Origin of the sequence: Pseudoalteromonas sp. T1lg75 (genome assembly GCF_002964705.1) — a bacterium.
Lineage (GTDB): Bacteria > Pseudomonadota > Gammaproteobacteria > Enterobacterales > Alteromonadaceae > Pseudoalteromonas.
This window is the reverse complement of the sequence record NZ_PQCD01000062.1, coordinates 142,933-169,282: the sequence shown is the minus strand read 5'-3', so window position 1 is coordinate 169,282 and position 26,350 is coordinate 142,933. Positions and strand designations below refer to the sequence as shown.

The 26,350-nt window shown below is 49.1% G+C and carries 22 protein-coding genes; 10 read left to right on the top strand and 12 right to left on the bottom strand.

The window, feature by feature from the left end; translation table 11 throughout:
* Nucleotides 1-2: 2 nt before the first annotated feature.
* Entirely contained in the window at nucleotides 3-593 is a 591-nt protein-coding gene (locus tag C2M36_RS15875) for a cytochrome b (protein ID WP_105255730.1), read from the bottom strand.
* Nucleotides 594-719: 126 nt separating this feature from the next.
* On the opposite strand from C2M36_RS15875, the gene C2M36_RS15870 reads away from it, so the two are divergent.
* The 3 genes from C2M36_RS15870 (at nucleotide 720) to C2M36_RS15860 (ending at nucleotide 4,858) form a co-directional block, all read left to right on the top strand.
* Nucleotides 720-1,607 carry a LysR family transcriptional regulator gene (locus tag C2M36_RS15870; protein WP_105255729.1) on the top strand — a complete coding sequence of 296 codons (888 nt, stop codon included), beginning with the start codon at nucleotides 720-722 and terminating at the stop codon, nucleotides 1,605-1,607.
* Between the two features lie 708 nt (nucleotides 1,608-2,315).
* Nucleotides 2,316-3,329, top strand: a complete 1,014-nt coding sequence (locus C2M36_RS15865) for an HlyD family secretion protein (protein ID WP_105255728.1) — start codon at nucleotides 2,316-2,318, stop codon at nucleotides 3,327-3,329.
* 5 nt (nucleotides 3,330-3,334) lie between these two features.
* Entirely contained in the window at nucleotides 3,335-4,858 is a 1,524-nt protein-coding gene (locus tag C2M36_RS15860) for an MFS transporter (RefSeq protein ID WP_105255727.1), read from the top strand.
* Between the two features lie 62 nt (nucleotides 4,859-4,920).
* Here the strand turns inward: C2M36_RS15860 and C2M36_RS15855 are convergent, their stop codons facing one another.
* Nucleotides 4,921-5,487, bottom strand: a complete 567-nt coding sequence (locus C2M36_RS15855) for a TetR/AcrR family transcriptional regulator (protein ID WP_267894668.1) — start codon at nucleotides 5,485-5,487, stop codon at nucleotides 4,921-4,923.
* A gap of 722 nt (nucleotides 5,488-6,209) precedes the next feature.
* Here C2M36_RS15855 and C2M36_RS15850 point away from each other — a divergent pair.
* Together C2M36_RS15850 and C2M36_RS15845 are read left to right on the top strand one after the other, a co-directional pair.
* The gene (locus C2M36_RS15850; RefSeq protein WP_105255726.1) at nucleotides 6,210-9,299 is read left to right on the top strand and encodes a metallophosphoesterase; all 3,090 of its coding nucleotides are present in this window, start codon (nucleotides 6,210-6,212) and stop codon (nucleotides 9,297-9,299) included.
* Between the two features lie 71 nt (nucleotides 9,300-9,370).
* The gene (locus C2M36_RS15845; protein WP_105255725.1) at nucleotides 9,371-9,976 is read left to right on the top strand and encodes a HupE/UreJ family protein; all 606 of its coding nucleotides are present in this window, start codon (nucleotides 9,371-9,373) and stop codon (nucleotides 9,974-9,976) included.
* 121 nt (nucleotides 9,977-10,097) lie between these two features.
* Here the strand turns inward: C2M36_RS15845 and C2M36_RS15840 are convergent, their stop codons facing one another.
* The 8 genes from C2M36_RS15840 to C2M36_RS15805 all read right to left on the bottom strand — a co-directional run bounded on the left by C2M36_RS15840 (nucleotide 10,098) and on the right by C2M36_RS15805 (nucleotide 19,564).
* Nucleotides 10,098-10,523 (bottom strand): hypothetical protein, encoded by a 426-nt coding sequence (locus C2M36_RS15840; protein WP_158678975.1) that lies wholly within the window; start codon nucleotides 10,521-10,523, stop codon nucleotides 10,098-10,100.
* A 231-nt stretch (nucleotides 10,524-10,754) separates the two neighbouring features.
* Nucleotides 10,755-11,108: a gamma-glutamylcyclotransferase family protein gene (locus C2M36_RS15835; protein ID WP_105255723.1), complete on the bottom strand. Its 354-nt coding sequence runs from the start codon at nucleotides 11,106-11,108 to the stop codon at nucleotides 10,755-10,757.
* A gap of 123 nt (nucleotides 11,109-11,231) precedes the next feature.
* Nucleotides 11,232-11,612, bottom strand: coding sequence for a VOC family protein (locus C2M36_RS15830; protein WP_105255722.1), 381 nt, complete (start codon nucleotides 11,610-11,612; stop codon nucleotides 11,232-11,234).
* A gap of 106 nt (nucleotides 11,613-11,718) precedes the next feature.
* On the bottom strand, nucleotides 11,719-12,093 hold the full coding sequence (locus tag C2M36_RS15825; RefSeq protein WP_105255721.1) for a hypothetical protein: 375 nt from the start codon (nucleotides 12,091-12,093) through the stop codon (nucleotides 11,719-11,721).
* 108 nt (nucleotides 12,094-12,201) lie between these two features.
* Nucleotides 12,202-12,621: a hypothetical protein gene (locus C2M36_RS15820; RefSeq protein ID WP_158678974.1), complete on the bottom strand. Its 420-nt coding sequence runs from the start codon at nucleotides 12,619-12,621 to the stop codon at nucleotides 12,202-12,204.
* Nucleotides 12,622-13,658: 1,037 nt separating this feature from the next.
* Nucleotides 13,659-14,375: an HNH endonuclease family protein gene (locus C2M36_RS15815; protein ID WP_105255719.1), complete on the bottom strand. Its 717-nt coding sequence runs from the start codon at nucleotides 14,373-14,375 to the stop codon at nucleotides 13,659-13,661.
* A gap of 157 nt (nucleotides 14,376-14,532) precedes the next feature.
* Nucleotides 14,533-18,282: a S8 family serine peptidase gene (locus C2M36_RS15810; RefSeq protein ID WP_105255718.1), complete on the bottom strand. Its 3,750-nt coding sequence runs from the start codon at nucleotides 18,280-18,282 to the stop codon at nucleotides 14,533-14,535.
* 262 nt (nucleotides 18,283-18,544) lie between these two features.
* Entirely contained in the window at nucleotides 18,545-19,564 is a 1,020-nt protein-coding gene (locus C2M36_RS15805; RefSeq protein ID WP_105255717.1) for an AraC family transcriptional regulator, read from the bottom strand.
* Nucleotides 19,565-19,735: 171 nt separating this feature from the next.
* Here C2M36_RS15805 and C2M36_RS15800 point away from each other — a divergent pair, with 171 nt between their 5' ends.
* The 3 genes from C2M36_RS15800 to C2M36_RS15790 all read left to right on the top strand — a co-directional run bounded on the left by C2M36_RS15800 (nucleotide 19,736) and on the right by C2M36_RS15790 (nucleotide 22,983).
* Complete coding sequence (locus C2M36_RS15800) at nucleotides 19,736-20,803, top strand: zinc-binding dehydrogenase (protein WP_105255716.1); 1,068 nt, start codon at nucleotides 19,736-19,738, stop codon at nucleotides 20,801-20,803.
* Nucleotides 20,804-20,883: 80 nt separating this feature from the next.
* On the top strand, nucleotides 20,884-21,390 hold the full coding sequence (locus C2M36_RS15795; protein ID WP_105255715.1) for a 2,4'-dihydroxyacetophenone dioxygenase family protein: 507 nt from the start codon (nucleotides 20,884-20,886) through the stop codon (nucleotides 21,388-21,390).
* 24 nt (nucleotides 21,391-21,414) lie between these two features.
* A complete protein-coding gene (locus tag C2M36_RS15790) occupies nucleotides 21,415-22,983 on the top strand; it encodes an AMP-binding protein (protein ID WP_105255714.1) in 1,569 nt (522 codons plus the stop codon).
* A 62-nt stretch (nucleotides 22,984-23,045) separates the two neighbouring features.
* Here the strand turns inward: C2M36_RS15790 and C2M36_RS15785 are convergent, their stop codons facing one another.
* Entirely contained in the window at nucleotides 23,046-23,789 is a 744-nt protein-coding gene (locus C2M36_RS15785) for a class II aldolase/adducin family protein (RefSeq protein WP_105255713.1), read from the bottom strand.
* Nucleotides 23,790-23,816: 27 nt separating this feature from the next.
* The gene (locus C2M36_RS15780) at nucleotides 23,817-24,137 is read right to left on the bottom strand and encodes a DUF962 domain-containing protein (protein ID WP_105255712.1); all 321 of its coding nucleotides are present in this window, start codon (nucleotides 24,135-24,137) and stop codon (nucleotides 23,817-23,819) included.
* A gap of 198 nt (nucleotides 24,138-24,335) precedes the next feature.
* Between C2M36_RS15780 and C2M36_RS15775 the strand changes: the two genes are divergently transcribed.
* Together C2M36_RS15775 and cysE are read left to right on the top strand one after the other, a co-directional pair.
* Nucleotides 24,336-25,394 carry an AraC family transcriptional regulator gene (locus tag C2M36_RS15775; protein ID WP_158678973.1) on the top strand — a complete coding sequence of 353 codons (1,059 nt, stop codon included), beginning with the start codon at nucleotides 24,336-24,338 and terminating at the stop codon, nucleotides 25,392-25,394.
* A gap of 132 nt (nucleotides 25,395-25,526) precedes the next feature.
* Complete coding sequence (gene cysE, locus C2M36_RS15770) at nucleotides 25,527-26,342, top strand: serine O-acetyltransferase (RefSeq protein ID WP_105255710.1); 816 nt, start codon at nucleotides 25,527-25,529, stop codon at nucleotides 26,340-26,342.
* Nucleotides 26,343-26,350: the final 8 nt, after the last annotated feature.

The following is a 26,350-nucleotide window of genomic DNA, read 5'->3' as shown; positions in this document are numbered from 1 at the left end:
GGTTATTCGGTATATTGTTTAGCGGATTGAACGCGAGGTTTTAACGGCATCATTCGAGTAAGCACATCGGCTTCTGGCTCGTCAAAATATCGGTGTTTCAGTGCTCCGGCAATATGTAAAAACAGTGCTGCCAGTAGAGTGTAGACCATAGTTACATGGGCCTGTTTCGCTATCCCTGCAAGCACCAGGTTTTTCTCAAACAGCTGAGGAAACTCAACCAAGCCAAAGAAATTGACGGGATAACCGTAAAAATTAGTCATGGCAAAACCACTAAACGGAATCGCCAGCATCAGTACATATAACAATACCGTAACGGTGCGAGAAAGAAGGCGTTCCCATGTAGTCAACACGTTTGGTAGTTGAGGTGCAGGGTTTAATCTGCTCCAGATTAATCGTAATACTGCAAGTTGCATGAAAACAGCGCCAAACGATTTGTGCATTGTCATCAATTGCAAGCGACTTGGATCTGATAGTTCCAGCCCCGCCATATAGCTGCCAATTAACATCAGGGGTATCAGCATAAGCGCCATGCCCCAGTGCAGTAACTTGGCCAGTTTCCCGTAGGAGTGTTTTTGATTTGCTTGTATGGTCATAAGCCACCTCTTAACGCATTGAATAAGGATCAGGCCTGGTGCGGCCAGCGAAATTAAGTTTATTGTTTTCTTTTGGGTTGATATATATGCTTATTGTCAACTGATTGTTTACTGAGGTGGCTTAATTTGAATTCGCTTTCGTTAATGGAGACCTTTGCTATTGTGGTTGAGGAAGGTAGTTTTACAGCGGCGGCGGAGCGGTTAGGATTGTCCAAATCCTTTGTTAGCAAGCAAGTAACTAAACTGGAACAGGATTTAGGCACTCGATTACTGTACCGCACAACAAGAAAAATAAGCCTGTCAGATGAAGGAGCACGCTTTTATCATCATTGCCAATTTATTATAAACGAGGCTGTACGGGCTCGGGCTGAGGTCATGGAGAGTCAAACCTCACCGCGTGGGAAAGTGCGCATTACCATTCCGCAAAGTTTGATTATTTCCGGTATTAGTCGCTTGTTGTTTGAATTTCAACGCCAGTACCCGGATATCGAGCTGGATGTCATTGCCAGTGGTCGAGTAGAAAACTTGGTTGAAGAAGGCATAGACATCGCGCTTCGGGTCGGACAACTGGAAGATTCCAGCTTAATTTCTCGCAGGCTCACTGATTGCAGTTTTCAGCTGGTGGCATCTGCTGAATATATAGAAAAAAGCGGAACACCAACCGAACCCAAAGAGCTATTAGCCCATAACTGCCTAATTTATGGTGATTCGAAAATAAACCGAAACTGGCCTTTTCGTATGCCAAGTGGTGAGCAACTCACTGTAAAGGTTAGCGGAAACCTGAATTGTAACGATGGGGTGTTAGTTGTTGATGCTATACGACAAGGTATGGGTATAGGCTTTGGTCCTGATTTTCTATTCAAAAAATATGTCGATAGTGGTGAGCTGCAAGTGTTACTGGCAGATTTTGCCATGCCACCGAGCACAATATCGGCGCTCTATCCGCAAAACCGCACGCTGTCCAGAAGGGTTAGAGCACTCATTGATTTTTTGTCGGATCGTTTAGCCGTATAAGTACTAACTGTTAAATAATAAGGTGTTGAATTTATTATAATTAATTTATCGTTGGGTTTGTTTTACATATGTCGCAAATAAATAATTGCAGGCTCGAGGCCCGCTTTTGGCACTAAGCTGACATTTCGAATTTACTAACACCGAAAGGTTGAAGGTAGACATTAGAGCCTGAAACTGTGACTATTTTTTGCAGTTGTGACAGCATTTTTTACAGCGATGAAATTTAAAGTTATTTAATACCAATGCATTGCAGCCCTGCTGGTTCCTGGCTCAAATTCAAGATTCGTTGCTTTCGGGCGTGGTGGTTCAAGTCCGCCCATTGGTACCACTTTTACAGACCCTAGTCGGTTGGTTAGGGTTTTTTTATGCGTGCAATTAACGCAATTTTTGGGGCGAGGATTAACTTCATATCCCCAAATTCCAGATCATTTTCCCCCAGCGGTGACGATTTTTTACCACAAATTTGTTTTGTACTTCTTTGGTTGTTAGAGCGGATTGAACTTCTCAATTAACCATTAGATTATTGCTCGCAAAGGTATTAATAGAAAGAAAGCCCATTACATCTTTAAGTTACTAAATCTCGTCCAAATAAGATCAATTTAAAATCAATGAGATGGTTCTTTACCTAAGAAAAATGAGTAATCTTATCTTTACTAACACTGTACCGTACAGTACAGTTTGTTGAAATCATCCATTCGGGTTTCAAACATGAAAAAGAAAGTAATCGCGTTCTCGCTTGTTGTTGGTTCGTTGTTTGCTGCGGGTTTTACCTTATACCAGCCGAATACTGTAACGACGGATAACGCCTATGTTCATTCAGATGTAACGGCAATTTCACCGGAAGTTGGCGGGCAAGTAAGCGAGATCTTTGTTAAAGACAACCAATGGGTCAGCAAAGGAACACCTTTGTTTGCAATTGATGATGAAGACTTCATTGCCAATCAAGAGATTGCTCGAGCAGCACTTGATGTTGCCAATTCTGCGCTTACTGCGAATCAAATCAAAACGGAAATGCAGCAAGTGAAGATTGAGCAGGCGAAGCAAGGTATTCGCCGTGCGAGCGCAAATGCAGCACACCAAGCGGCGGAGTTTAAGCGTCTTTCCCGTTTGATACAAAAGCAATCCGTAAGCAAAAATCAGTTTGAAGCGCAAAAAACGCACTCTATCGAGGCCAGCAGTAACCTTGAAACCGCTAAGTTAGCGTTAGCCGCTGAGCAAAAACAGCTCGATACGCTGGTGACTGAAAAGTTGCAACTGACCGCCCAGCGTAAAAAAGCGGAAGCTAGCTTACGATTGGCGAATCTCTCACTTGAAAGAACTACGGTGAGTGCGCCATTCGATGGTTATGTGGCAGACAGGCAAGTGCAAGTCGGTAAGTTTGTGCAACCTGGAATGGGACTCATAGTGATGGTGCCAGATTACGTTTGGATAGAGGCAAACTTTAAAGAAACCCAACTGGAAAACGTCCTACCTGGCCAAGAGGTGGAAGTGGTATTGGATATGTTTCCAAACCACCCGTTGCAAGGTCACGTATCATCGATAACTCCAGCCACGGGTGCACAGTTTAGTTTGCTGCCACCACAAAACGCGACAGGCAATTTCGTAAAAGTAGTACAGCGTGTGCCAGTACGTATTGAGTTAGAGCTCCCCAAAGAGCTGAACCAACGAGTCTATCCGGGATTGTCTGCAGAAGTATCGATTGAGACCGCGACACAAGGTTAACACCAATGGAAAAACGTTCACCACTGCTGATTTTGACTCTTTTTGCGATTGCCGCCTTTGGTCTTAACTCCGTGATGTTTACCGAGCTATCGTATGAAATGGCGGCAACATCGGGCTTATCTCCCGATGAGGTCGCTCTGGTTAAAGTCGGCTTTATGATCACCCAAGTATTAGGCTTTATATTCACGCCAAAATTGGTACGTAGATTAGGTACGTTAGTTCTCTTGTATGCCATTTTATTGGTAGGTTTAGCGAGCAATTTTGTACTTTACTGGGGCGGACATCAGGAGCTGGTATTCACCCTGACTTGGCTTGCGAGTGGCTTTTTTATGAGCATGTTAATGGTGGTATTAAACCTTTACCTGCTCCACTTCTTTGAGCAGCGTTGGCTACCTGCCATCATCGCTTTAACGCTGGTGTTCTCAACCCTGCTGCCGATGGGGGCTTACCCTTGGATAGTGGCGAATATTGTCGAAGTATTTGACTGGTCGCAGTTGTGTGTCGTGTCGGCTTGGTTGTATTTCTCTGCGTTGGTAATCGCATGTCTATACAATCCAAAATCGATTCAAATCGATACCAAACCAAAATCTGGCGGTTGGTTTTATTTGGTCTTAGCACTGGCCATGAGCCTGGTAGTGTTTCTATTGATGAGAGGTGGCTACTACAACTGGTTCGACTCGCAATGGTTTGTTAAAGCCTCTTCGATAGCCGCTGCATTGACTCTATTGGTGGTGTACCATTTTGTGAAAACCAGCCCTTCCGATACGGCATCAACACAGCTGCACAGTAAGTTGAAAACTAATGTCTTTATGTACAATGCTTTTTTGGCAGGTTTTGCTGTTACGGCGAGCAACGTGCTATTTGCTAGCTTTCTGAAAATGGCGTTGCAGTACAACAGTCTTAATGCCGGGTATGCGCAACTGCCGGCATTTTTCGCCATGTTAGGTGGCATGCTGGTAAGCGTGTTGGTGTATTACTTCCGCCGTCCTTTAGCGGACGCAGTCGTGCCGTTTGGTGTGGTGATGATTATACTGTCGGTACAGAAGTTTAGTCAGTTACCGAGTTTTGCCGGGGCGGAATCTTTACCCGTTCCCATGTTGTTGCGAGGGTTTGGTGTCGGCTTGCTCAATGTCTCGGTGACCATTGCTGTACTTATGTATTTCCATGCGCGGCAGCGTTTAGAAGGAATCGCGAATTTCTATCTGTTTCGTACCCTGGGTGGTGTGATTGCTGGTGCGGTATTCTCAAGGGTGATGCAAAGCCATAGCGCGCAAGCTTCAGGAGAGATTGGCCGAACGCTCGAAGATGCGCATCACGCTTTTGGTGTGTATCAAGATGCGTTGAGCAGTACGATTATTACTCAAGGCCACTTGCCTAATTCGGCATTAGGAATGAGCCAGATTAGCTCCGTCGTCAAAGAGCAGGCGACCACACTCGCACTGAGTAATTCGTTGTTGATGTTTATCATATCGGTCTTTGCACTCGCGCCAATCTTAATAATTGGTAAGAAACTGACTGCGAAGCAATAAGTTAACTAAACCAATAAAAAAGGGAGCTATTTAGCTCCCTTTTTTATTGGTATTCAGTAAGTTTATCTCTGGTATAGCCTTAGGAATGCTGCAACCGCCTTTTTCGCGTGTGTATCTAACTCTTCATCGGTTAGAAAATCAAAGCCCATCAGCGCCATGTTCTGGTAATCCAACTTGATAAGTGCGAGTAATTGATCACAAGCGAGATCGGCATTTTCAATGTGGAGCTGGGAGCTGACGGCTTCACTCTTTAAAAAATCGATAAGGTATTGGTGAATACGCTGCGGCCCGGTTTGCCAGAACTGATTTGGCACGGAATCATGTTTGTTGAAGTCAGCCGAAATAATGCGAAAGAGAGACACCATGGGATTGGAACAAACACCTTTTAGATACTTCTTGGCGAAATCATTTAATGTCTCTTGCAAGGGCGCCGCTTGTTTGTCGGCAAGTTGGAATACAGACTCTAAGCTGGTCTTGGTGTTGTATGCTAGCACTTCAACAAACAACCCTTCCTTGTTGGCAAAATAGCGATACAAAGTTTGCTTTGAGCCTCCACAAATCGCGACGATTTGATCGAGTGACGTGTCTTTGTAACCTTGTTCGATAAACAGGTCTGTGGCGACTTCGATATTCGAGTTCGTTTCTTTTCAGTAGATGCGCGCATAATTAAATTAACCTAAGTAAAACCCCACCTTATTTGAGGGCTATTTTAGTTTTTAGCCACAAAGAAACATACTGAATCCTAAAGCTTTTCACATCAATTAGAGCTCGCAGGGCGCGTGTGCCCCCTCTTATTTATGGTGAATATGAAGCTAACTACTCATATCAGCATTGCTACAGGCAATTATCCATAGAATAATCACGGCCGTGCTAGAAGCTTAGGGTTGGCATAAAACCGTTCAGTACAGTACCACTATTAAAGTAAGTAAACACCGTTTTTCACCTTTCAACGACTCAGGCGAATAAATTGAATATTAATTAAACGGAGAAAAACAGAGGCTGGTTTCATTTTGACTCGCCGGCCGCTTATGCCGGCACCATTTTTAATATCAATTTCTCTTTGTGTTATAGCCGCTTTACAATGTGAGTTGGTCACATCTCTACTGTTCGTCCGCTGATGCAGATAATGATAAAATGGCATTCGTTTGTTTTTATATCCCCCCTTAAACTCACCGCCACTGGTTGTAAATGCCACTGTTTAATAAATTGTGTCCAGCAACCCCAAAGCCATAGAAAAGACTTAGGTATAAAGTCCCAGCAAGTGTAATCATTTGTTTTTTGTCATTAATTCTTAATTTCTCACACCAATACTCCTTGGTCAGTTATTACACAAAAAACCAAGGAACAACTGATGAAATACACCGCGTTACTGTTAGGCTCGTTGTTGTGCGCAGCGCCAAGCTATGCACAGCCGAGCTTTTTAGTGAAACCCTATTTACAAAACCCAGCCACGGACGCTATGTCCATCTTTTTGGAAACCACCGACACCAATGTGCAATTACATTATCGTGCGCAGGGTTCAGATACATATCAAGTCATGCCGATGGAGAAGATCTCATCGGTGTCATCGATTTACAGTGCTCGTATTACCGGGTTAACCAGTGACACCAAATATGAATACTATGTATCGACCAATGGTGGCAGCTCAAATGGCTCCATGTTTAAGACGTGGCCTGACGTTCAGGATGATCTGGATAGCTTCAAGTTTGTGTCGTTTTCAGATTCGCAGGGTCAGCATGTTTCCCGTTTGGTCGACATAGTTGATAACGGTATCGTGCGCAACGACTGCGAAAATGACCTGAGCAAATGTGTCGATAATATTGCCGGTATCGTTATACCGGGTGATCTGGTTCAAAATGGCGGCACAATTAGTCAATGGCGTGAGCAGTTCTTCGGCGCGGCCGGCCACCTGTTTTCTCAAGTGCCGGTTATTCCTGCGATTGGTAATCACGATACGCCGATTAATAATTACTTGAACTACTTTGAGTTGCCGGATAATGGCTATAGCGACTACCAAGAGCAGTGGTACGTGCATGACTACTTAAACCTGCGCATCATCACCCTCAATTCCAATACCTCGAAAGTAAGTGATACCAATAATGTGCAACGGGCTTGGCTGGATGCCTTGTTGGAAGATACCGCCAACAGCGACAATATCGACTATGTCATGTTGCAAATACACCATCCGTGTAAGTCCGAGTTGTGGACGCCCGGGGAGAAGCAGTTAACCTGCGAGTATGTTGATAAGTTTGAACAAGTCTCTGCCAGAACCGGTAAAATTACCGGCCATATTTTTGGCCATACCCATGCGTATTCTCGCGGACAGTCACGAGATGTAAGTCACCTCTGGCTAAACGCGGCCGTCAGTTCTGGCGACATTGATTATTGGGGCGAGTTTCCCAACTTTGATTATGATGAGTTCCAAAAAAGTTATCCTGAATATGGCTATTCAACGTTAGTCTTCGCTGTTGATCAGATGCAAATGCACGTCAAGCGCTACTCAGGAGGCGACGGCAAAAATAATTACTGGGGCTATCAGGGTGAAGGCGTTAGGGATGACTTTACCGTGGGTGGCAGCAACCTGGCTCCGGAGCAGCCGCAGGCAGTGGCACCGGTCGATACCGCAGTTAAGGGCGTGTTTGAACTTACCGCCAGTCAATATATAGATACCGATGAAGACGCGCATTTAGAGTCGCACTGGCAAGTATCTAGCGATCCCCAGTTTGAGACGGTAGAGCTCGATATCTGGGGTAACACCACGCGTGCTGAAAATATATGGCATTACGCCAATACCCAAGAGGGCGTGGCGTTAAACAGTTACAAAATCTCCACCCAACTTCCTAGCGGCACTTACTTTTGGCGGGTCCGCTACCGTGACGCGCATTGGGCCTGGTCTCAGTGGTCTGAGAACGTCAGCTTTGAGGTCGATGGTTTAACCTTCAGCGACAACTTAATCGTTAACGGAGGGGCCGAGCAAGGTTTGAGCCATTGGAGCATCGAAAAAGGTGTGGTTGAAGCCAATGCATCTGATGTCTGCTCGGGCGTGACTGCTCAGTCGGGGCAATATTACTTTGCCGTAGGCGGCATCTGTGAGCACTCGGATGTCGGGCAGTTGGCGCAAGAGGTGGCGCTAACCGATTTCTCTGATTACATCGCAGCGGGCGTGGCAAAGCTGGAGCTGTCCGCTTTTGTCAGAAACTATAATGGTAATGATGTTCCCGAGTTATGGGTCGACATTTATGATAGCGAGCGCCAGCTTATCACTTCGTCTGAGGTGATCTCTAATGCTTCAGGAGCCTGGAACCAAGTATCTACACTCGCCACGCTGCCCACCAATGCAGCATTCGCCACGGTGCGCCTCAAAGGCACACGAAAATCAGGTACCGACAACGATTCCTATTTTGACCAGGTTAAATTGGTCGTCGGTTATGACAGTTCGGGTATTAATGTTGTTACCACGGACAACCTTATCCTTAATCCCGAGGCCGATTTAGGGCTTGAGCACTGGCAAATAGAAGCGGGCGTGGTTGAGGCGTTAGCAAGCGGTCAATGTAACGGGGTCAGCGCCAATGCCGGCGATCATTACTTTGCCGTGGGTGGCCTGTGTGCTCACTCCGCAGTTGGCCAAGCCGCGCAAAGCATCGCTTTAGACGACTATGCCCGGGTTATTGAACAAGGCAAGGCGTCCATTTCTCTGTCTGCGTCGATGCGCGATTGGAGCGGTGATGATATTCCCGAGGTATGGGTTGATGTTTTTGATGCAAACAATCAGCTGCTAGGCAGCAGTCAACGCCTGAGCAATGCCAGCAACGCCTGGCAAGAGTTAAGCACCGCCATGGCGCTTGAAACGAGTGCTGCCTCCCTAACGGTGAGAATGAAGGGAACGCGTAACAAAGGCACAGATAACGACTCCTATATCGACTCATTGCAATTGACGCTAAGTTACATTGACAGCGCCGAGCCTAATACACCGCCCACGGCCGTGGTTGACTATAACAGCGAGGTGTTTGTAGGTGATACCGTGAGTGTAAACGGCGCAGGGAGCTTCGATGAAGACCAAGGCCCGGAAAACCTGAGTTTTCTCTGGATGTGGGCAAACCGCCCGGCGGACAGTGTGGCCGAGTTAAGCGATATGTCCTCGGCGGCGGCGGTGTTAACTCCCGATGTGCCAGGAATTTACCATCTCACCTTGCAAGTCAGTGATGGCGAAGACGTTGCTTTCGGCGATGTGGTTATCAGTGCGCAGCCGCCGGTATTGTGCGACCTCAACAGGGATACGGTGGTGAACAAAGCCGATATCGGCCTGATCCGGGACCGCTTTGGCGCGGCGGCAGACAAATACAATGCCGCAGATGCAAATAAGGACGGCGTAATCACTGGCCAAGACTTGAGCTACTGTGTCAAACAATGCAGCCAATCCAATTGTAAAAACAGCGATTAATAGGCCCAGGCGGGTAGCTCAATACTACCCGCAATTAGGCTATTATCTTGGCTATAAATATAGGTAACTGTATGAAGTATTATGTTTTATTTGCACTGCTGCTGATCTTTCCCGAGCTAAGTTACGCTCATGGCCAATTAAGTGCCGATGGTTTTGTTAGTGGCCTGCTGCATCCGGTGCTCGGTATCGACCACTTGCTTGCCATGCTCGCTGTGGGGGTGGCATCCACCTTGATGCATCGATATGCGGTAATAACTGCACCGGCGACCTTTGTGCTGGTGATGGCGCTGTCTGCGTATTTGGCGATGCAGGGTTGGTATTTATCTTACATCGAACTAGGAATTTCGGTGTCGGTCTTGATCTTGGGCGCTTTAATTCATCTGCTGGTTAAATTTAAATCGTCCTGGTTGAGCCTGCTTATGTATTTGGCAATTGCCCTGTTTGCCGTATTCCATGGCTATGCCCATGGCAGTGAAATACCGCAAGCGGCCAACCCTATTCACTTCTTAGCCGGTTTTGTATTGGCAACTGCGGCCATCCATTGTGCGGGCGTGTTGTTTGCCTATAACAAAGGGCATGGGGTATCAAGCCATTACCGGGTGAGTCATTTCGCTACGGCGATAACCGCCGTTGGCGCCATGATGAGTTACTTATACGTAGAGAGTTGGTGGGGATAAGCTCCAGGAATTCGACGTCACCGGGTTTATTTCCCACGTAAATTTAAAGGCTAGAATCATCTGCGCTAACGGCACGGGTGCTAGCCTTAATCACAACCACTGTTGTTAACTAGGGGGCCGTTCATTGTCCGCAGTGACGGCTCAAGCGTTCGGTGAGTATCGATTCCTCAGCGATAAACTCTATCTTGGTAATTCCTCCTTGTTCGATATCGATCACCGAGACACTCCCTTCTTTAACGGGCAGACGTTCGGTGCTGGCGCCGTCGTAGTCCAGCCAGATCGGGTAGGGGTAATCGCGCAGGCGCGGTACTGCAACAAGATGGGAAATGATGATGGGCATGCCACTAATATCGGCAACATAGGCAACCCGACCCGCTGTTAAACACTGCACGTCGATTTTCTCGATGCTGGCGCGTGCAATCTCCTTGGCGGTCATGCCATTTACGTACAACAAGAGCTCTAAGGTAGCGGGGTCTTCGAAGGCGTCACCATGCTGATTTTCTAATGCCGTAACATTAAGAACCTCGCCCACCGCAATCGGTGGCACCTGGGTGGTCGAACAGCCGGCAGTACTTGCAATGAAGAAAAGAACACAAAATAAACGCACCATATACCGAGCCCTGTAGTTTCAATAGCCATGCATTGTAGGTCATGGGCATTAATTTTCATAAAACTTATTGCCCGCATAGTGGGCGGGTTAAGTGTGAGTAAAATGAGCGAGGAGCGAGCGTCAGTTTGGCTTTAGACGACTATCCGTTCATGCAGTTGCCAGGCGTCGTTATTGCCTGGTTAATTCAGTTGCGGCACAAACGTATGCCCATGCTGTATTGCCTGATTTAAAGTTACCTGCAACACGCACGTATTCTTCTACTTCATAGTCATCGGCTTGCTGTAATTCTGATGTGGTTACTTCAAAAACGGTGCCTTCCACTAGATCAGCATCACTTCCCGTAAACTTCAGGATTGGATGAATATCTGTGCCGCTAACTTTTATTACCGCTTTATCTTTAATTTTTACCTCAGAAAGGGTGTAACCAATTAACGCATCTTGTTTACCCTGTAGCTTACGGCCAAATGTTTCTTGCTGGACATGTTCCATTTGCAACGTGCCATATGAAAATAACTTTTCCATTTATTACCTTGAGTGATGAGTGTTTCGACTGGGTGCCTAACAGCTTGTTTAGGGGTAAATATCGCAAGCCGAAATTAAGGTGTGTCACGTGTGTGCGCCCCGGTGCATAACAACAGCATATTGTTATGCGCGTTTTTCTACCTTCCACGGCGGATTTAAGCGATTTTCGCCAGCCCAGTAGAGCTTAATTTTATTCCCCGACGGGTCTAGTAGCACGGCTTCTTTCCACAGGTAACGCTGCTCTGTTGGCGCCTGCTCGAAGGTGATGCCTTTCTCAATAAGCGCTTGATAGAGCGCATCTAAATTTTCGTGTTCGAAATAGATCACGGAATGATTTTCGAAGTCTTCGTTTTCTAACGAGAGCGAAAATGTTGCATTGCCGTCGGGGCATGAGAATCGCGCGTAATGGGGAGTATCAACGATTTGCGTAAAACCGAGGCAAAGATAAAATTTTACCGTTTTATCCATATCTTTGACCGGTAAAGTAACCTGATTAAGTTCCATTTAGCCTCCAAGTGTGTAGCGCCCGCATAAAATGCGGATAATGCTTGGCTATAATTAGCGAAGAATGAGCGCCAGCCAAGCGTTTTGCGTCCTTTTGAGTAACTTGTTATACATCTTTCGCCCAGAGCTCTTGAGACCTAAATGCGTACATATATTGAGGGTACATAAAACCATATAGGAAACCCAAAAAGATAAAGGTCACCAACAATTGCCAAAAGTTAAAGTTATTAAGCAAGTAGAGAGCAGCTAGAACAATCCCTAAAATTGCTATAAATCCGTTAAACGCAAATATTAGTTTCGCTATTAACTTGGAGCCAACTGCGATCTTATAAGCAAAGCCATAAAGAGGAATTAAAGTCAAACCACCAGTTATAGCTCCAATAAAATCACTGATAGTTAAGGTATCTGAAAAAGGTAACCTAATAACACTGATTAGGTACATTATGCAGAACAAAGCGAAAGTGATTTTCCATTTCTTCATGGCTTTCTCAAGATGTATAACGCCTTACTAATGGGCGCATAAATGCTTAGCTAAAATTAGCGACGAAGGAGCACAAGCCAAGCGTTTTGCGTCCTTTTGAGTAACTTGTTATATAGCACTTTTGCACTGACTATCATTGTAGAAAGTGAGACGTGCATCAAATGTTTTAACTAGTTTATTCTTCAGTAGACGAGCTAATTCTAACGCCTGCTTTTTGTTATTTTTATCAAAATCATAAGCTGCGGCGAAAAAGCAATCATGATCTAAGTAGTTTTGAACGTATATATGAATACTTTTATCTAAAGAATATTTGGCGGCAACTAAAACAGCAGCTTTTTCCGGAAGCATTCGCTCTCCGCCTTCGTAATTTTTTACTAAATTATTGTCGTGTGCGAATGAGTCTAAATGCGTAATTAGTTCCGCTTTATTCAGGCCTTCAATTGAGAACTGCATTCCACCTATCGCAGGATGATGCTCCCTTGAACAACTTGATAACAGAACAACTAACAATAGTAGAAGATAACGCATGACTTCCTTGTGTTATATAACGCCTTGCTAAGAGGCGAGTAATTGTTGGCTAAAATGTGAAGCGAAGCGGAACCGAGCCAACTGTTACGAGTCCAGCTTGAGCAACTTGTTATGAATTGTTTTTAACTACATTACAAATGCTACTAGCCTTTATGTCTTCTAGTTTTATAAAACGGTCAACGAAAGAACCTACAATAGGGTAATACATCTGCATTGCAAAAGTATTTTGATTAAAATTTAGAATTTTATCTTTAATTTCTTCTCCAACATTAACGTAGGGTGAAGAGCTTTGAACTACTTTTACAGTTAGCTCGTTGTTCTCTAAATTATAAGTACTTAAGTAGTAACTAGCGCTAAGTTCTTTGTTTTTATCAAAGCTATAGCTAATAGTGCATTTTTCTCCTGAAGCAGTAAACGCTACATGACTAAACCAAAAGTCACCTTGTCCATCATAGAGTAATTCCCAAGCGCCAACTAAGTCTTCGTTTTCAACTTCTGATGCACATGAATAAAGAAATAAAGAAATAAAGAAATGATTAATACGAATAATCTCAAAATTAGCTCCGAGCTAAAGATTCATAACAGCTTATTAGTGAGAATTTCGGGTTAAGGAAGTTATCCACAACCTTCTCTTTTCCCACCAGTAAAATTTTTATTTAGTAATAGCAACAAGTTATCAGGTGTCTAACCTGCAAGCAATTGAATCTCTGCTCGGTAAAAACGAGCCATCACTTATTCGAGCCAGACAAGGCTCGTTATGTAATTTATTTTCTTACTTATTATCAGCGGGCCAGGTTTCAATTTTGCGTAACCGTGCCGTTTAGGTGGATTGCATAGCGGGCCAAAACAGCGGCAATGTGGGGGTTTTTACATATCCCTGTTTTTGCAGAGTGCTTGCAGTGGTTATGTGGCTGCTGTTGTTAGCCTGCCAAACGCAGTGGATTTTGGGTGGTTATTGGGTTTGAAATACTACCCCTGTCGGCGCCGGGCACCGACCTAGAGTAAGTTAGCGAATGCGCCAGTGAGATGTGACGGCGTTAGCTACAGGCGCTGGTCATCTTGGTCAGGGTGCGGCGCTCTTGCGCCGAATACGTCAATCGGTACTTGGTCATGACGGCGTTAAAGCGGGCCAGATATTCGCAGCGGTATTCATGCTTGGGCGGCAGCCATTGGGTTGGGCCCTTGGCGCCCTTGGATTGGTTTAAGGCGTCATCGACGGCAAGCAGATTTTCCAGGTCATTGGCAAAACGCGCTTTTTCATCCCGGCTCCAATGGGCGCCGCCATGCTCATTGGCAAATTTTAGCGGCACTATGTGATCGATATCCAGGTCGTCGTCATTGGTAAATTGTTTGCCCGAGTATGGGTCCGTCCACACCCCTTGCGTGACTCTGCATTGTTTTTGGTTACTAAAGCTGACCAATCCCTGTGACTGGGCAATCAGCACCTCGGCCCGGGTGTCCTGGCAGTCGTCATCTACGTCTAACCAATGCGCCCAGTCATCGCGGTTGTACTCACCGTTGCCGCGTGTCGCGGTATTTTCTTGGGCATAGCCTTTGGGTAAACGGCCGCCCGCTTCGAGGCAGCTGGACAAATCGGCATAGGCGGTAAAGTTTTTGGTGCGCAAGTAATGGGCCGAGTCTGGCGCATGACAAATACCGCTGTGCGACATTTTCACCGGCTCGGCTTGGCATGCGGGTAGGGTAAATAACAGGGTAACGGCAAGGAAGGTGGTGGCAACTGCTGTTTGGCTCATATAACTGCTTGTAGAGTCAAAGAATACTGTTCCGCACCATAAAGTATTTTGTGCGCCAAGTCACGGTGCTGAGGGCTATTGGTTGCGAGGTCTGAAAATAAAAAAACCACCTTGCTACATGAACAAGGTGGTTTGTGGTTAAGAACCAACCAAAGGACTATTTAAGCTGGTATACACGCATCATGGTTTGCGCCGCAGTGCTGCCAGAGGCGTCGCTCATTTGCACGCGAAGGTGCACAAACTCGCCCGCTTCGCCGTTGTTTGGCAGGTGTGCAACCCATTGGCCATCGACCATGGACACACTGGCCTGCTGCCATGCGCTTTCGGGTAAGCGTGTTGATACCGGACAGTAGCTGTAAACAGAGACGCCTTCCGGTAAGCAGTGTTGGCCGAAGCTGTATTGAACGCTTACTTCGCTTAGCGATACCGCCGCGCCCGAATCCAGCTGGGCGCCGAGCACCATGTTCAAGGCACTGCCGGCGGCGATGCTGTTATTGATATCCACCGGGATATCAAATGTTGGCATAAGTACCGCCTGGCGACCCTGAGTTTCACTGTGGGTATTGAAGGTGTATACACCGCGGAAGAATGAGCCCAGGGCATCATTAACCGGTGAACGCTCACCCACGCCACGGGCATTGTATTGAGTTGTTAGCTCAACTTCTGCATTGCTGTGCGGCACTTCCAGCATACCGCTGTTCGGATAGACAGATTGACCATCAATCTTGAGGCCCACCGCCGATGAACCCGAATAGCCACTGGTTCCATCGTGTCCGGCACCGTCGCCAAAGGCGGCGTAGCGGAAGTGAAGAATATTGGTCTGACGACTAACCAAGGCCGAGCCGTTGGTCAGCAGGGCACCGGTACGCGGGCCCTTAAACCATGCGGTCTGCTCTTCACCTTCGGTCATAACCCGTGGACCATCGAAATAGCCGCCGTTAGACCCCAGTTGGCTGCTCGGCATGACTATGTTGGTCCAGGCATTTTTGGTCGTGGCCGTGTAATATTCTTCTCGCTCAATAGGCAGCATCATCATCTGCGGGCTGCCGGTGGAGTAAAACTCGCCAGTCCCTGAGGTCATGGCCATCACATCCGTCCAAGCCGGACGCTCATCGCCTTGCGAGTGATACTTGGCCGTGATCTTTCTCATTTTGTGTTCTTGCAAATTGATTTGACCCGACTCAATGGCGCCCTGAGTGATGTGGTTAATAGAGTAGGCATAGGGTGAACGCTCGGCGGCAATACCCGACCAAGAGACGGTATTGTTACCGGCGGCCACTTCGGCGGCCAATAGTTCACCTTGCTCCGAGCTGATGTTGATCACCGGCACGCGCGGTGTGCCACCGATATTGCCCTTGTAACGACCCGGGTTACCCGGACGATAATGAATCACCCCCACGGCTCCGTGTCTCATGGCATTACCTACCATGTAGGAAGTAAGGTAATAAGGGTTGGCGATAAGCGCTATCTTGCCTTCCAGGTCAAACTGGCTCCAGTCTGTGCTGTAACCACCGTCGCCCACCGCCAGTACCTCGGCATTGCCTTCACCATGGAATGCCAACGCCTGACCCTGGTTTACATAGTTAAGCAACATGCCACCTTGGGTGCGTACTTCTGCCTCGGGGGCCAGGGCACGGGTGGTGATAAACGAGCGGAAGCGGCTATCATAGCCCTGTGACCAGGCATACATGTTGTCGACGTAATCCGGGGCCAGGTCAAAAGCGGCCAGTTTGGCGCTTTTGCTGTCGTCCAGGGCATAGGTAAAGCCGAACGAGTAACCCTGAGTATCCAGTGGCTTGCTGGCCTTAAAGGTGACTTCACGGGCATCGCGGGCATCAAAGTGAAGCTGGCGATCCGTGGTTAGCTTGGCGTCCAGGTCTGCCATCATGGTGGCCGATTCCACCAGACCCGAAGCGGTTGTGTCGTTGTCGTACGTCATGATATGCGCAACCACGGTGTAGTTGCCGCTCGGTACGCTGACGCTGGCCTGGCCGTTGTTCAGCGACACATAACGACCCCAGTCGTCTTCTTCGTTGATCAGGTACACTTTTGACGGTGAGGTGGCAGGCATACCGCGGCGGTCGGTCACGCTTAAGTCCAGGCTAACCTGCGGTTGATCAATCCAGAACGAGATAGGCACGATCACCTGGTCATCGTCTGCTCCTACCGTTTTACCAATGATCTTACCCGTAATAGCGCCGTAGGCGCCGTCGCGCAGGGCGATTTCAGGGTTGACCCACACGGGTAATTGCGCGCTTTGATTGGCGCCAATGGTGATTTCTTTAACACCGAGCCCAGCAAAGGTCGCAGGGAGTTTGGTTTTGCCGTCTTCACCAAGCAGCTCAAGGTTGAGCTTTAGGGTGACGTCTGCAGATGACAGGTTTTGCAGTTGCACCTGTGTTTCTGTGTAGCCGGCACCGTCGCCGTCATGGAAAATGCCTAGTTCTTGGTTGGGCGCGCCAATCACGGCTTGTGCTACCGCACGGTTGATATCCATCGGGCCTGCACCTTGTTCAAGTACATGAGCGGCGGACTCTTGAGCCGATGACGTCAGTACTTTTTTCACGTCTTGCGGCGATAAATCGGGACGCGCCTGCATCACAATGGCCGCACCGCCGGCAACATGAGGTGCCGACATAGAGGTACCCGAGAGCGCCTTATACGCGGTGGCGCCGGTGCCGCCCGAGGCAGCCGCAACCACATCCACGCCTTGTGAGGCAATATCCGGTTTAGGCGAGTGGCCATCCGGTGAGGGGCCGCGTGACGAGAAAGAAGCTGTGTTGTTATCGCGGTCGATGGCACCTACGGTCAGAGCGCTTGGGGCACAGCCCGGTACGCCGACGGTTTCACGGGAGAAACTGTTACCGGCCGAGATAACGAACAGCGCCTGGTCGCTTAAGGCCTCAACCATATCTACCAGAGGGCCGCTACAGCTGGTGCCGCTGCCGCCAAGAGACATATTAACGACCTGGGCGCCTTCTTCCACGGCCCATAACATGCCGTTAAGAATGCCAAAGGTTGAGCCGCCACCGACATCACTTAATACCTTACCGACGATCAGGTCGGCGCCAGGCGATACCCCGGCCCACAAGCCGTTTGACTCGGCGCCGGTACCGGCGATGGTGCTGGCGGTGTGCGTACCGTGGCCATTGAAATCATCCACCTTGGTATAAGGGTAAGTAAAGTCACGCTCGGCGATAACCTTGCCGACTAAATCGGCGTGGCTGGTATCGTATCCGGTATCCAACACGGCCACTTTTACACCGGCCCCATTATATTGGGCTGCAAATGGGCCAAAGGCACCGGTCAGCTGCACCGTGGGTGTAAGTGTGGCACTGCTGGGCGCGGTTTTATGGGCATGAACCACGGCATCAAGCCAGACACCTTGAATGCGGCTGTCGCTGGTGAACGTTTGCCATACCTGAGCGGCCTTGTCTTTGCTGATGGCAAAAGCGGCGCTGTCGATGATCTCCAGCTCACCACTGAGCGATACCCCTTCGAAGGTGGCCGGTGTGGCACTGCCTGCCAGGGTGCCGTCGGCGTATTCAACAATGACCGGGAGCTTATCGGTTGACGCGTCGTCATAGCCCGACTGATGCAGCTTGGTGATGTTAAACAGCTCCATATCGATCGCCTGAGCGTCCACCAAGGTTTGCGCCTTGTTGGTGATCACATATTGGTTACCACCTTTACTGAATACACTGGTGATCTGCTCTTCACCATTGTCACCGAGCACGCGAATACCGCCAAGCTTGCCGTCGGCCTTGACCACGGCACTGACTTTTTCGCCGGTGATCAGGGTGAATTGAAGCTCTGCGGGTTTAACTGCCTGCGCTGCCGAGGCCGTGCCGCCCATGGCTAGCAACATCAGGGTTGCTAGGCGGGATTTGTTGAAGAGTCGAGTCATGACTGGTTCCTGTTTTGGTGTTATGCATGGTCAATCGAGCAGGAGGTTTCAAGTGAAAAATATTGCCGACAACCGCGCTTTGTTGCCAAAAAGTTACCGGTTGGTGGGGTTTTGTTGCAATTCATTTAATGTACGATTTTGTACCTGAGATGTGTCATTCTGTTTAAGAAACCCTGAGAATTAACTTTTAATAGCTAATAAAAACAAAGTGTTAATTTTTTATTGGGGTCATGGTAGGTAGCTGGGCACTGAAGGTGAATGCTTAGGTTTTATGATTTTTGTTGATGGTTTGCAAATAATGCGTCGGTGAGATGCCAAACCAGCTCTTAAAACTGCGGCTAAACGCCGAAAATTCAGAATAACCCAGGTTTAGCGCCAGATTGGTAAGGTCGGGACGCTGCGTCGCCAGCACCTGTTGGGCGATATCCTTACGCACCTGTTCGAGCAAATCCCGGTAGCAGGTGAATTGTTCGCTCAACAAGCGCTCTAGTTTTTTCGGGTGTAAATCCAAGCTCTTAGCTATGTTCTCCTTGCTGCAATCGCCGGTGGGCAGCAGCATATTGATGGCGTGTCGGGTCAGCACCACATAGTCGACAGGCTGATCCAGCCGTAACCCTTTAAATTGATTGTCAATGATCTCAGCGAGCAGGTTTGCTGGTGGCTGTGGCGGTTGACTGAGGATACCGGCATCGAAAACCATGCTGTCTTTGCGACAACCGCACTGGATATGGCATTTAAGTGTTTGCTCCAGGTTCGTTTTTACCGTAAGGGGCAGATGTTGTTTCAAACCAATATAGTGGGGTTGCCAAGTATCGCCAAGCATGTCTTTGAAGACACTGACTATCAGGCTCATAGACAATAAAAGGACCTGAGGGTACTGCAGGTGGTGATTGACCTGCAGGTTAACGCTCAACTCGCATTGGTCGGCCGTTGGTGCGCCCAAGGTCAGGTTGGCGCCCTGAGCATGACGTTGGGCGTACTTGGCACTGCACTCCAGTGCTTGTAACAGGGTCGGCTTTTGCACCATGTAGGCACCGATTAACCCCAGTGTTGATAGGCCCTGGCGTTGTCCCAGCAGGGCGCCGAAATAGGGTAGCTGCAACCGCGCCGCGGTTATTTCCAGGAGCTCGGCAACCTGCTTATAGGGGATCATCAAGTCCGGATCACTCAACTGTCTCGGTAAGATGCATGCCTGTGACAACAGCTCCCAAGGGTCGGCACCCAGGCTCTCTACCAGCTCGGTAAAGCCGTTGAGGGAACCTATACGGACATAATAGGACATGGGGTCACCGCGGTACTGAGGCCAATTTCTTGTCGCATTATGTCATCACCATGTCGTGTTTTGTCAAGATATCCCCCTGGATTTGCAACTAGTATCTAAAGTCACCCCTTAGTTTATGCCGGCATAGGCAAAAACGGGTTAAGCAGTTCAAATGTTAAAGAGGGTACTTCTATGAGTAAAATGGCAGCGGTGGCGGTACAAAACGGCCAAATTAGTAATATTGAAGTGGACATACCCACGCCGGCGACAGGGCAGGTTTTGGTCAAGAGTCTGGCCTGTGGCATTTGTGGCTCTGATTTGCACATTGCTCGCCATGGCGAAGAAGTGTTCGAGATTTACAAAAAGATGGGCGCCTTGCCCCAAGATTTACCCAGCTCAGCGCCTATTATGCTGGGCCATGAATTTTGTGCCGAAGTGGTCAGTTACGGGCCTGAGACACCGCCGCGTTTTGCCCCGGGTACTCGGGTTACCTGTGCACCTATCTTGCTGTCACAAGGTGGTGCGGGTGTGGGAGTCACGCCGGGTTTAAGTGGTGCATATTCAGAATACTTTATTGTTGATGCCGAGTTGCTCTTGGAAGTACCTGCTCATCTGAGCACCTTGGCGGTCGCCATTACCGAACCCTTGGCGGTGGGCGTGCATGCGGTGAATCGCGCCAATATCGATCGTGACTGCGTGGCCCTGGTTGCGGGCTGCGGCGCCATAGGCTTGGCCACTATAGCGGCACTGAAACACCAAGGGGTAAAAGAGATAGTCGCCTCGGACTTACAAGCCAATAAACGGGAGGTGGCAGCCCAATTTGGTGCCACCCATACGGTCGACCCAAGTCAGGAAGATGAAGTCGCGCTGGCCGCACAACTGGCCCAAGGCCGTCGCGTGGTTATTTTCGAATGTGTCGGTATTCACCAGCTTATCAATGGCTTTATCGAGCGTGCGCCGGCTCACGCCACCTTAGTGATCACCGGCGTGCACACCGCCATGACACAAGTGAACTTTGGCTATGCCACGGTCAAAGAAATGGATATTAAGTTCTCTTATTACTATTCGGTGGAGGAGTTCGCCGACTCACTGAACATGCTGGCCTCCGGTGAAGTCGCCTGGCAAAAGATGTGCACCGCAACCGTTGGCATGGATGGCATTGCTGATGCCTTCAACACCCTGTTGGGACCGAACGAGCACATTAAAGTGATTCTTGAACCGGGTCGTCAGGGGGAGCTGACACCCTTTTCGCAGAGTTAACGCAGTGGGCAGTTTGCTGCCCATCACCCACAATAACAATAATAGGCCGCAAAGGCGCAACAACAAGACAGGAGCAGAGTATGGCTTTACCCGATATGGTTAATCATTTAGATCGGCTGTTATGCATACATACCGAGCAACAGGAAATTATTAAAAATGCACTGCCTGGGGTGCATTTGCACCCCCTGGTATTAGATGTCGAAAATGGCTTATGGGTATTGCGGGTGCAGTTTGAACCCAATGTGACCCTGCCTAAGCATTTCCACACCGGCATTGTGCATTTATATACCCTGAGCGGTTGCTGGCATTACCTCGAATATCCCGACGATAAGCAGGTGGCCGGCAGCTATTTATTTGAGCCCGGCGGCTCTATACATACCTTCCACACGCCGGCAAGCAATGAGGGGCTGACCGACACCTTTATGGTCGTGCAAGGCGCAAATATCAATTTTGATGCCGATGGTAATTATGTAAATATCATGGATGCGGGTTGGATTGAACAAGCCATGCTGGTGGCGGCCAAAGAGCAAGGCATAGTGCCCAAATACATTAAGCCCAAAGCAAGCTATGATTTTTCCGATATATAAAAAGAATAACAAGCGAGGACGACTATGCTTGCACAAATACAAGAGTATCAAAACCTAGATCAATTTATCTCAAGCGCCTGTCAGCGATACGGCGACCAAGATGCCTTTACCAGTGTCGGTAAAACCCTGACGTTTGCGCAAATCGATACACTCGCAGAGCAGTTAGCAGGCTATTTTTATGGGCAGGGGCTGCGGGCCGGGGATCGCATCGCCATTCAACTGCCTAATGTGAATCAGTACCCCATTGTCGTTTACGCCGCCTTTAAACTGGGACTAGTGGTGGTTAATACCAATCCCTTGTACACGCCCAGGGAAATGTTGCACCAGTTTAATGACTCCGGGGCCAAGGCCTTGGTGATCCTGGCCGATCTCTACCCCAAATTAGCAGGCATTATTGCCGACACCGAGATTGAACACCTGGTTTGCACCGGTGCCGCCGACCTGTTGCTCGATAGCAGTGAGGCTGTCTCTGAGCGAGGAGTCAGTTGGCACCAGGCGTTGGCCGAGGGGCAGGGGCAAGACTTCCCGCGCTCCAGTGCGCACCTGGAAGACGTGGCGGTGTTGCAATACACCGGCGGGACCACGGGGGTGTCGAAGGGGGCACAACTCACCCATAAAAACCTGATAGCCAATGCCTTGCAAACCAAGGAAGCGTTTGGCGACAGGTATCACGACGCCAGTGAGATATTTATCTGCCCCTTACCGCTGTACCACATCTATGCCTTTACCCTGAGTATTTTGATCAATACCGCCTCGGGTAATCACTCGGTGTTGATCCCCAACCCCCGTGACTTGGACGCTTTTGTTAACGCCATAAAACCGTTTCGCTTCACCTCTTTTGCCGGCATTAACACCTTGTTTGTCGGCTTGTGCGCGACCAAGGCGTTCACCGAGCTGGACTTTTCCCGGCTGCGTTTAACCGTCTCCGGCGGCGCGGCGTTAACGACCACGGCAGCCAATGCCTGGGCCAAGACCACGGGGTGCAGTATTTCAGAGGGCTACGGCCTGTCGGAAACCTCCCCCGTAGTGACCCTCAATCAACCCGGAGGGGAGCAAATTGGTACCGTGGGTTTTCCCGTGCGCGACACCGAGGTGGAGCTATGGGATGAGCACGACTGTGCGGTTGCCGATGGTGACAGCGGGCAAATTGTCGTGCGCGGCCCGCAGGTAATGAAGGGCTACTGGAACCGCCCCGAAGAAAGCGCTAAGGCACTGACCGCAGATGGTTTCTTTAAAACCGGCGATGTCGGCATTCGCCTCGATAACGGTGCCATCAAGGTGGTCGATCGCCTTAAAGACATGATCATCGTCTCCGGCTTTAATGTGTATCCGAACGAGGTCGAGGATGTCTTGGTCAGTCATCCAGCGGTATTTGAAGCGGCGGTAGTTGGCAAGGCCGACGAGCGCAGCGGCGAGGCGGTGCATGCTTATATCACCGTGAAGCAGGCGGTGGACGAGAAGGAGTTACAGGAGTTTTGCCGTCAGCAGCTTACCAACTACAAGGTGCCCAAGCATATCCATATATTAGATGAGCTGCCCAAGTCTACCGTGGGTAAGATTTTACGCCGTGAGCTAAGAGACGATAAGGCTTAACGGCCACACAAAATAAAAAAGCCCCACACTATGGGGCTTTTTTATAGGCCTGGTGCCATCATCTAGCTGTCATATCCCGGGTTATTGGCATCAAGCAAACGCAGCAAGGCCGGCCAGGCCAGGGCGCCGCCGAGGCCCTTGGTCACCGCCTGGGTTTGCCCCTCAATGCCATCGATAATGGCTTGCGGTACATGAATAAGCTGGGCCGGGTCTTGGTTGGTGCGTGCCTGTATGGCGCAGGCCGACTCCAGTGCATACATAAACAAGAAGGCATCGGCCACCGTGGCGCCGGTCGTCAGCAGTCCATGGTTACGCAGGATCAAAAAGTTGTTGTCCTGTAGGTCGGCAACCAGGCGCTGTTTTTCTTCTGGGTTCAGGGCGATACCTTCATAGTCGTGATAACTCAAACCGCTATGCACCACAACGGCCTGCTGCGAAATCGGCAGGAGCCCGTGTTTGCACGCCGACACTGCGACGCCATTGGCGGTATGGGTGTGAATAATGCAATGGGCGTTGGCGCGGGCTTCATGGATGCAACTGTGGATGGTAAAGCCGGCGGGGTTCACCGGGTAGTCGCTGTGATGCAATTTATTGCACTGTTGATCAACGCGGATCAGCGACGAAGCGGTGATCTCATGAAACATCATGCCGTAGGGGTTAATTAAGAATTGGTCCTCGGTTCCCGGCACGCGCATGGATATGTGCGTGAAGATTAAATCGTCCCAGCCAAAGTGGGCGATTAACCGGTAGGCGGCTGCCAATTCAACCCGTGCCTGCCATTCTTGTGGTGAAACCTGATCTTTCATTTATTATTCCTCGTTAGTGAGCGCTTATTACCAGGGAACCTTACGGGTAATGATGTCTTTAAACATTACCCAGTCGCCGAGAAAGCTGTAAAACGGGTAGCTGAAGGTGGCCGGTTTATTCTTTTCAAAAAAGAAATGGCCAACCCAGGCAAAGCCATAACCAATGACGGGCAATGACCACAACCATACATAATGACCGCTGATGATGGCCGTTGCCAAAACCGTGAGGACCAAGACACTGCCAAGCACATGTAAACGGCGGCATACCTTGTTTTTATGTTCTTGCAGGTAATAAGGGTAAAACTCCTTAAAGCTGCTAAAGCCTTCTTTGTCTGAAACATGGCCCATGGGCATTCTCCTGTTGAGTTAATAACCAGCGTGCCCCGAATCTTTATTCTTATAGTTAAGCGCGAATTGTGCAGGTACGCGTTAGGCATGCTTTAAGTACGCTTTGAGCAAGCTTTAAGCACGTTTAATAACAATATGCTGGAAATTTGCACCGCGCTTGATATTGTGGGTCTTATAATTGATTTTTTAGGTCAGATAATGCGGACAATCTCATCCTGGTGGGTCAGTGCCATGGCCGAAACCTTTAAGTGGCATGGCTTGCCCATCACCACCTTATTTCGCGATGCCAATATTGCCCTCGATTCCTTGACGGCTAGGGACAGCCGCTATCCGCAAAGTAATGTCAGTACCTTGTGGAATGCGGCGCAGGCGGCTGTGGCGCGCCGTGTCGAACACATTAATCTTGGCATTGCCGTCGGTGGCAGCATGAATGTCAGAGCTATCCCTGTGATTGGTCTGGCCTTGTTAAAACAAGACAATGTCCTCAGCGCCTACAAACTGATCCTCCGTTATCAGAAGCTGATCGGCGATACCACCAATGCCCAGCTTATCGAGCCACAACCGCAGCAGGCGGTGCCAAAGGATATGTCGACGACAGCGTCAACGGCAGCATCAACGGCTGTGCCAACAGCTGTGTTGCGGTTTTATTTTGCCGACAGCACCGCTGAAGTCGGCACCCAAAGCTATGAAGCGGCAATGGCATTTTGCGTTAAAATTGCCCGCACCGTGGCCGGCAAGCACTGGCGCCCGGAGCGGGTATGTGTGCAGCGCCGCGCGCCCTGCGAAGAACTTGAGCGTTACTTTAATTGTGCCATCGAATACGGTGCCCCTAATCATCAGATCCATTTTCAGGCCCATGCCCAAGCCGTACATCCGCAACTGGAACAAGGCATGCTCGCCGAAAAACATAAGGCCATTAGCCAAGTGTTGATACTTTTACTTGAGCAACAGCTGGCGAGCGGTGAGTTGAGCTGTAAAAGCATGGCGCAGATGCTCAGCATGAGCGAGAAAACCCTGCAGCGTCGCCTGGCCGCGGAAGGCACCAGCTATCGCACCGTGCTTGACACCCTGCGCCAAGAAAAAAGTTGTGCCTTGTTGCGGGAGTCTTCCTTAAGCCTCAGTGAAATCGCTTATCTGTGCGGTTACAGCGAGCTTAGTGCCTTTCATCATGCCTTTAAGCGCTGGTTTGCCATTTCGCCGAGCGCGTATCGCCGTGACCAGGCCCCTTGCTTTACTTTTGCGGATGAAAAAGTCTAAGACCTTGAAGATGTATATGAAATTATTTAGTTATATCTAATAACCAGCGCACCTTTTTTGGAGATAGCGCGTTTACCGTCAAATCCGTTACACTTATAGCAATAAGCAGTTAGTTAATACTAGGAAACCGCCATGCGTCATGAGATCTGGCAGCAGCTAAGAGAAGAAGCGAATCAAGTCGTTAGTAAAGAGCCCTTGTTGGCATCCCACGTATATTCTTGCGTGCTTAATCATGATTGTTTGGGCTCGGCGCTAAGCTTTATCGTTGCCAATAAGCTGGCCGATGCCGTGGTTTCAGCCTTTACCATTCGCGAGCTGTTCGATCAGGCCTTTGTCGAGTGTGATGCGATGTTGACCCATGTTGCCCACGATATTAAAGCGGTGCGTGATCGCGACCCGGCGGTGGACACCTATTTGATGGTGATCTTAAACCTCAAGGGGTTTCATGCCATTCAGGCCCACCGTTTAGCCCATTGCTTGTGGCGTCAGGGCCGTAAGGAACTGGCGCGCTTTATTCAAAGCCGTAGCTCGGAAGTATTTGGCGTCGACATTCATCCGGCCTGTAAGGTCGGCCACGGTATCATGTTCGACCACGCCACCGGGATCGTAGTCGGGGAAACCGCGGTCATTGAAGACAATGTCTCTATTTTGCAATCGGTGACCCTGGGCGGTACCGGTAATGAATCCGGTGATCGTCACCCGAAAATCCGTGCCGGCGTGCTGATCGGTGCCGGAGCCAAGGTGTTGGGTAATATCGAGGTCGGCGAGGGCGCCCGTATCGGAGCCGGCTCCGTGGTGCTCAGCCCGGTGCCTGCGCATACCACCGCGGTTGGGGTACCTGCTAAAGTGGTAGGTCGTCCGGATTGTGCCTGTCCGGCCGAGTCCATGAACCAAAACTTTTTAGATGACGAACCGGAAAATAAATCCCATACTAGTGCCATGCTCTAAAACTGAAC

Bases quoted from the DNA above. Each gene is read 5' to 3' on its own strand.
- C2M36_RS15845 (WP_105255725.1), top strand. From the start codon at position 9,371: ATGAAGTATTATGTTTTATTTGCACTGCTGCTGATCTTTCCCGAGCTA.
- C2M36_RS15830 (WP_105255722.1), bottom strand. From the start codon at position 11,612: ATGGAACTTAATCAGGTTACTTTACCGGTCAAAGATATGGATAAAACG.
- C2M36_RS15825 (WP_105255721.1), bottom strand. From the start codon at position 12,093: ATGAAGAAATGGAAAATCACTTTCGCTTTGTTCTGCATAATGTACCTA.
- C2M36_RS15815 (WP_105255719.1), bottom strand. From the start codon at position 14,375: ATGAGCCAAACAGCAGTTGCCACCACCTTCCTTGCCGTTACCCTGTTA.
- C2M36_RS15805 (WP_105255717.1), bottom strand. From the start codon at position 19,564: ATGTCCTATTATGTCCGTATAGGTTCCCTCAACGGCTTTACCGAGCTG.
- C2M36_RS15860 (WP_105255727.1), top strand. From the start codon at position 3,335: ATGGAAAAACGTTCACCACTGCTGATTTTGACTCTTTTTGCGATTGCC.
- C2M36_RS15800 (WP_105255716.1), top strand. From the start codon at position 19,736: ATGAGTAAAATGGCAGCGGTGGCGGTACAAAACGGCCAAATTAGTAAT.
- C2M36_RS15810 (WP_105255718.1), bottom strand. From the start codon at position 18,282: ATGACTCGACTCTTCAACAAATCCCGCCTAGCAACCCTGATGTTGCTA.
- C2M36_RS15835 (WP_105255723.1), bottom strand. From the start codon at position 11,108: ATGGAAAAGTTATTTTCATATGGCACGTTGCAAATGGAACATGTCCAG.
- C2M36_RS15865 (WP_105255728.1), top strand. From the start codon at position 2,316: ATGAAAAAGAAAGTAATCGCGTTCTCGCTTGTTGTTGGTTCGTTGTTT.
- C2M36_RS15795 (WP_105255715.1), top strand. From the start codon at position 20,884: ATGGCTTTACCCGATATGGTTAATCATTTAGATCGGCTGTTATGCATA.
- cysE (WP_105255710.1), top strand. From the start codon at position 25,527: ATGCGTCATGAGATCTGGCAGCAGCTAAGAGAAGAAGCGAATCAAGTC.
- C2M36_RS15875 (WP_105255730.1), bottom strand. From the start codon at position 593: ATGACCATACAAGCAAATCAAAAACACTCCTACGGGAAACTGGCCAAG.
- C2M36_RS15820 (WP_158678974.1), bottom strand. From the start codon at position 12,621: ATGCGTTATCTTCTACTATTGTTAGTTGTTCTGTTATCAAGTTGTTCA.
- C2M36_RS15775 (WP_158678973.1), top strand. From the start codon at position 24,336: ATGCGGACAATCTCATCCTGGTGGGTCAGTGCCATGGCCGAAACCTTT.
- C2M36_RS15850 (WP_105255726.1), top strand. From the start codon at position 6,210: ATGAAATACACCGCGTTACTGTTAGGCTCGTTGTTGTGCGCAGCGCCA.
- C2M36_RS15790 (WP_105255714.1), top strand. From the start codon at position 21,415: ATGCTTGCACAAATACAAGAGTATCAAAACCTAGATCAATTTATCTCA.
- C2M36_RS15780 (WP_105255712.1), bottom strand. From the start codon at position 24,137: ATGGGCCATGTTTCAGACAAAGAAGGCTTTAGCAGCTTTAAGGAGTTT.
- C2M36_RS15785 (WP_105255713.1), bottom strand. From the start codon at position 23,789: ATGAAAGATCAGGTTTCACCACAAGAATGGCAGGCACGGGTTGAATTG.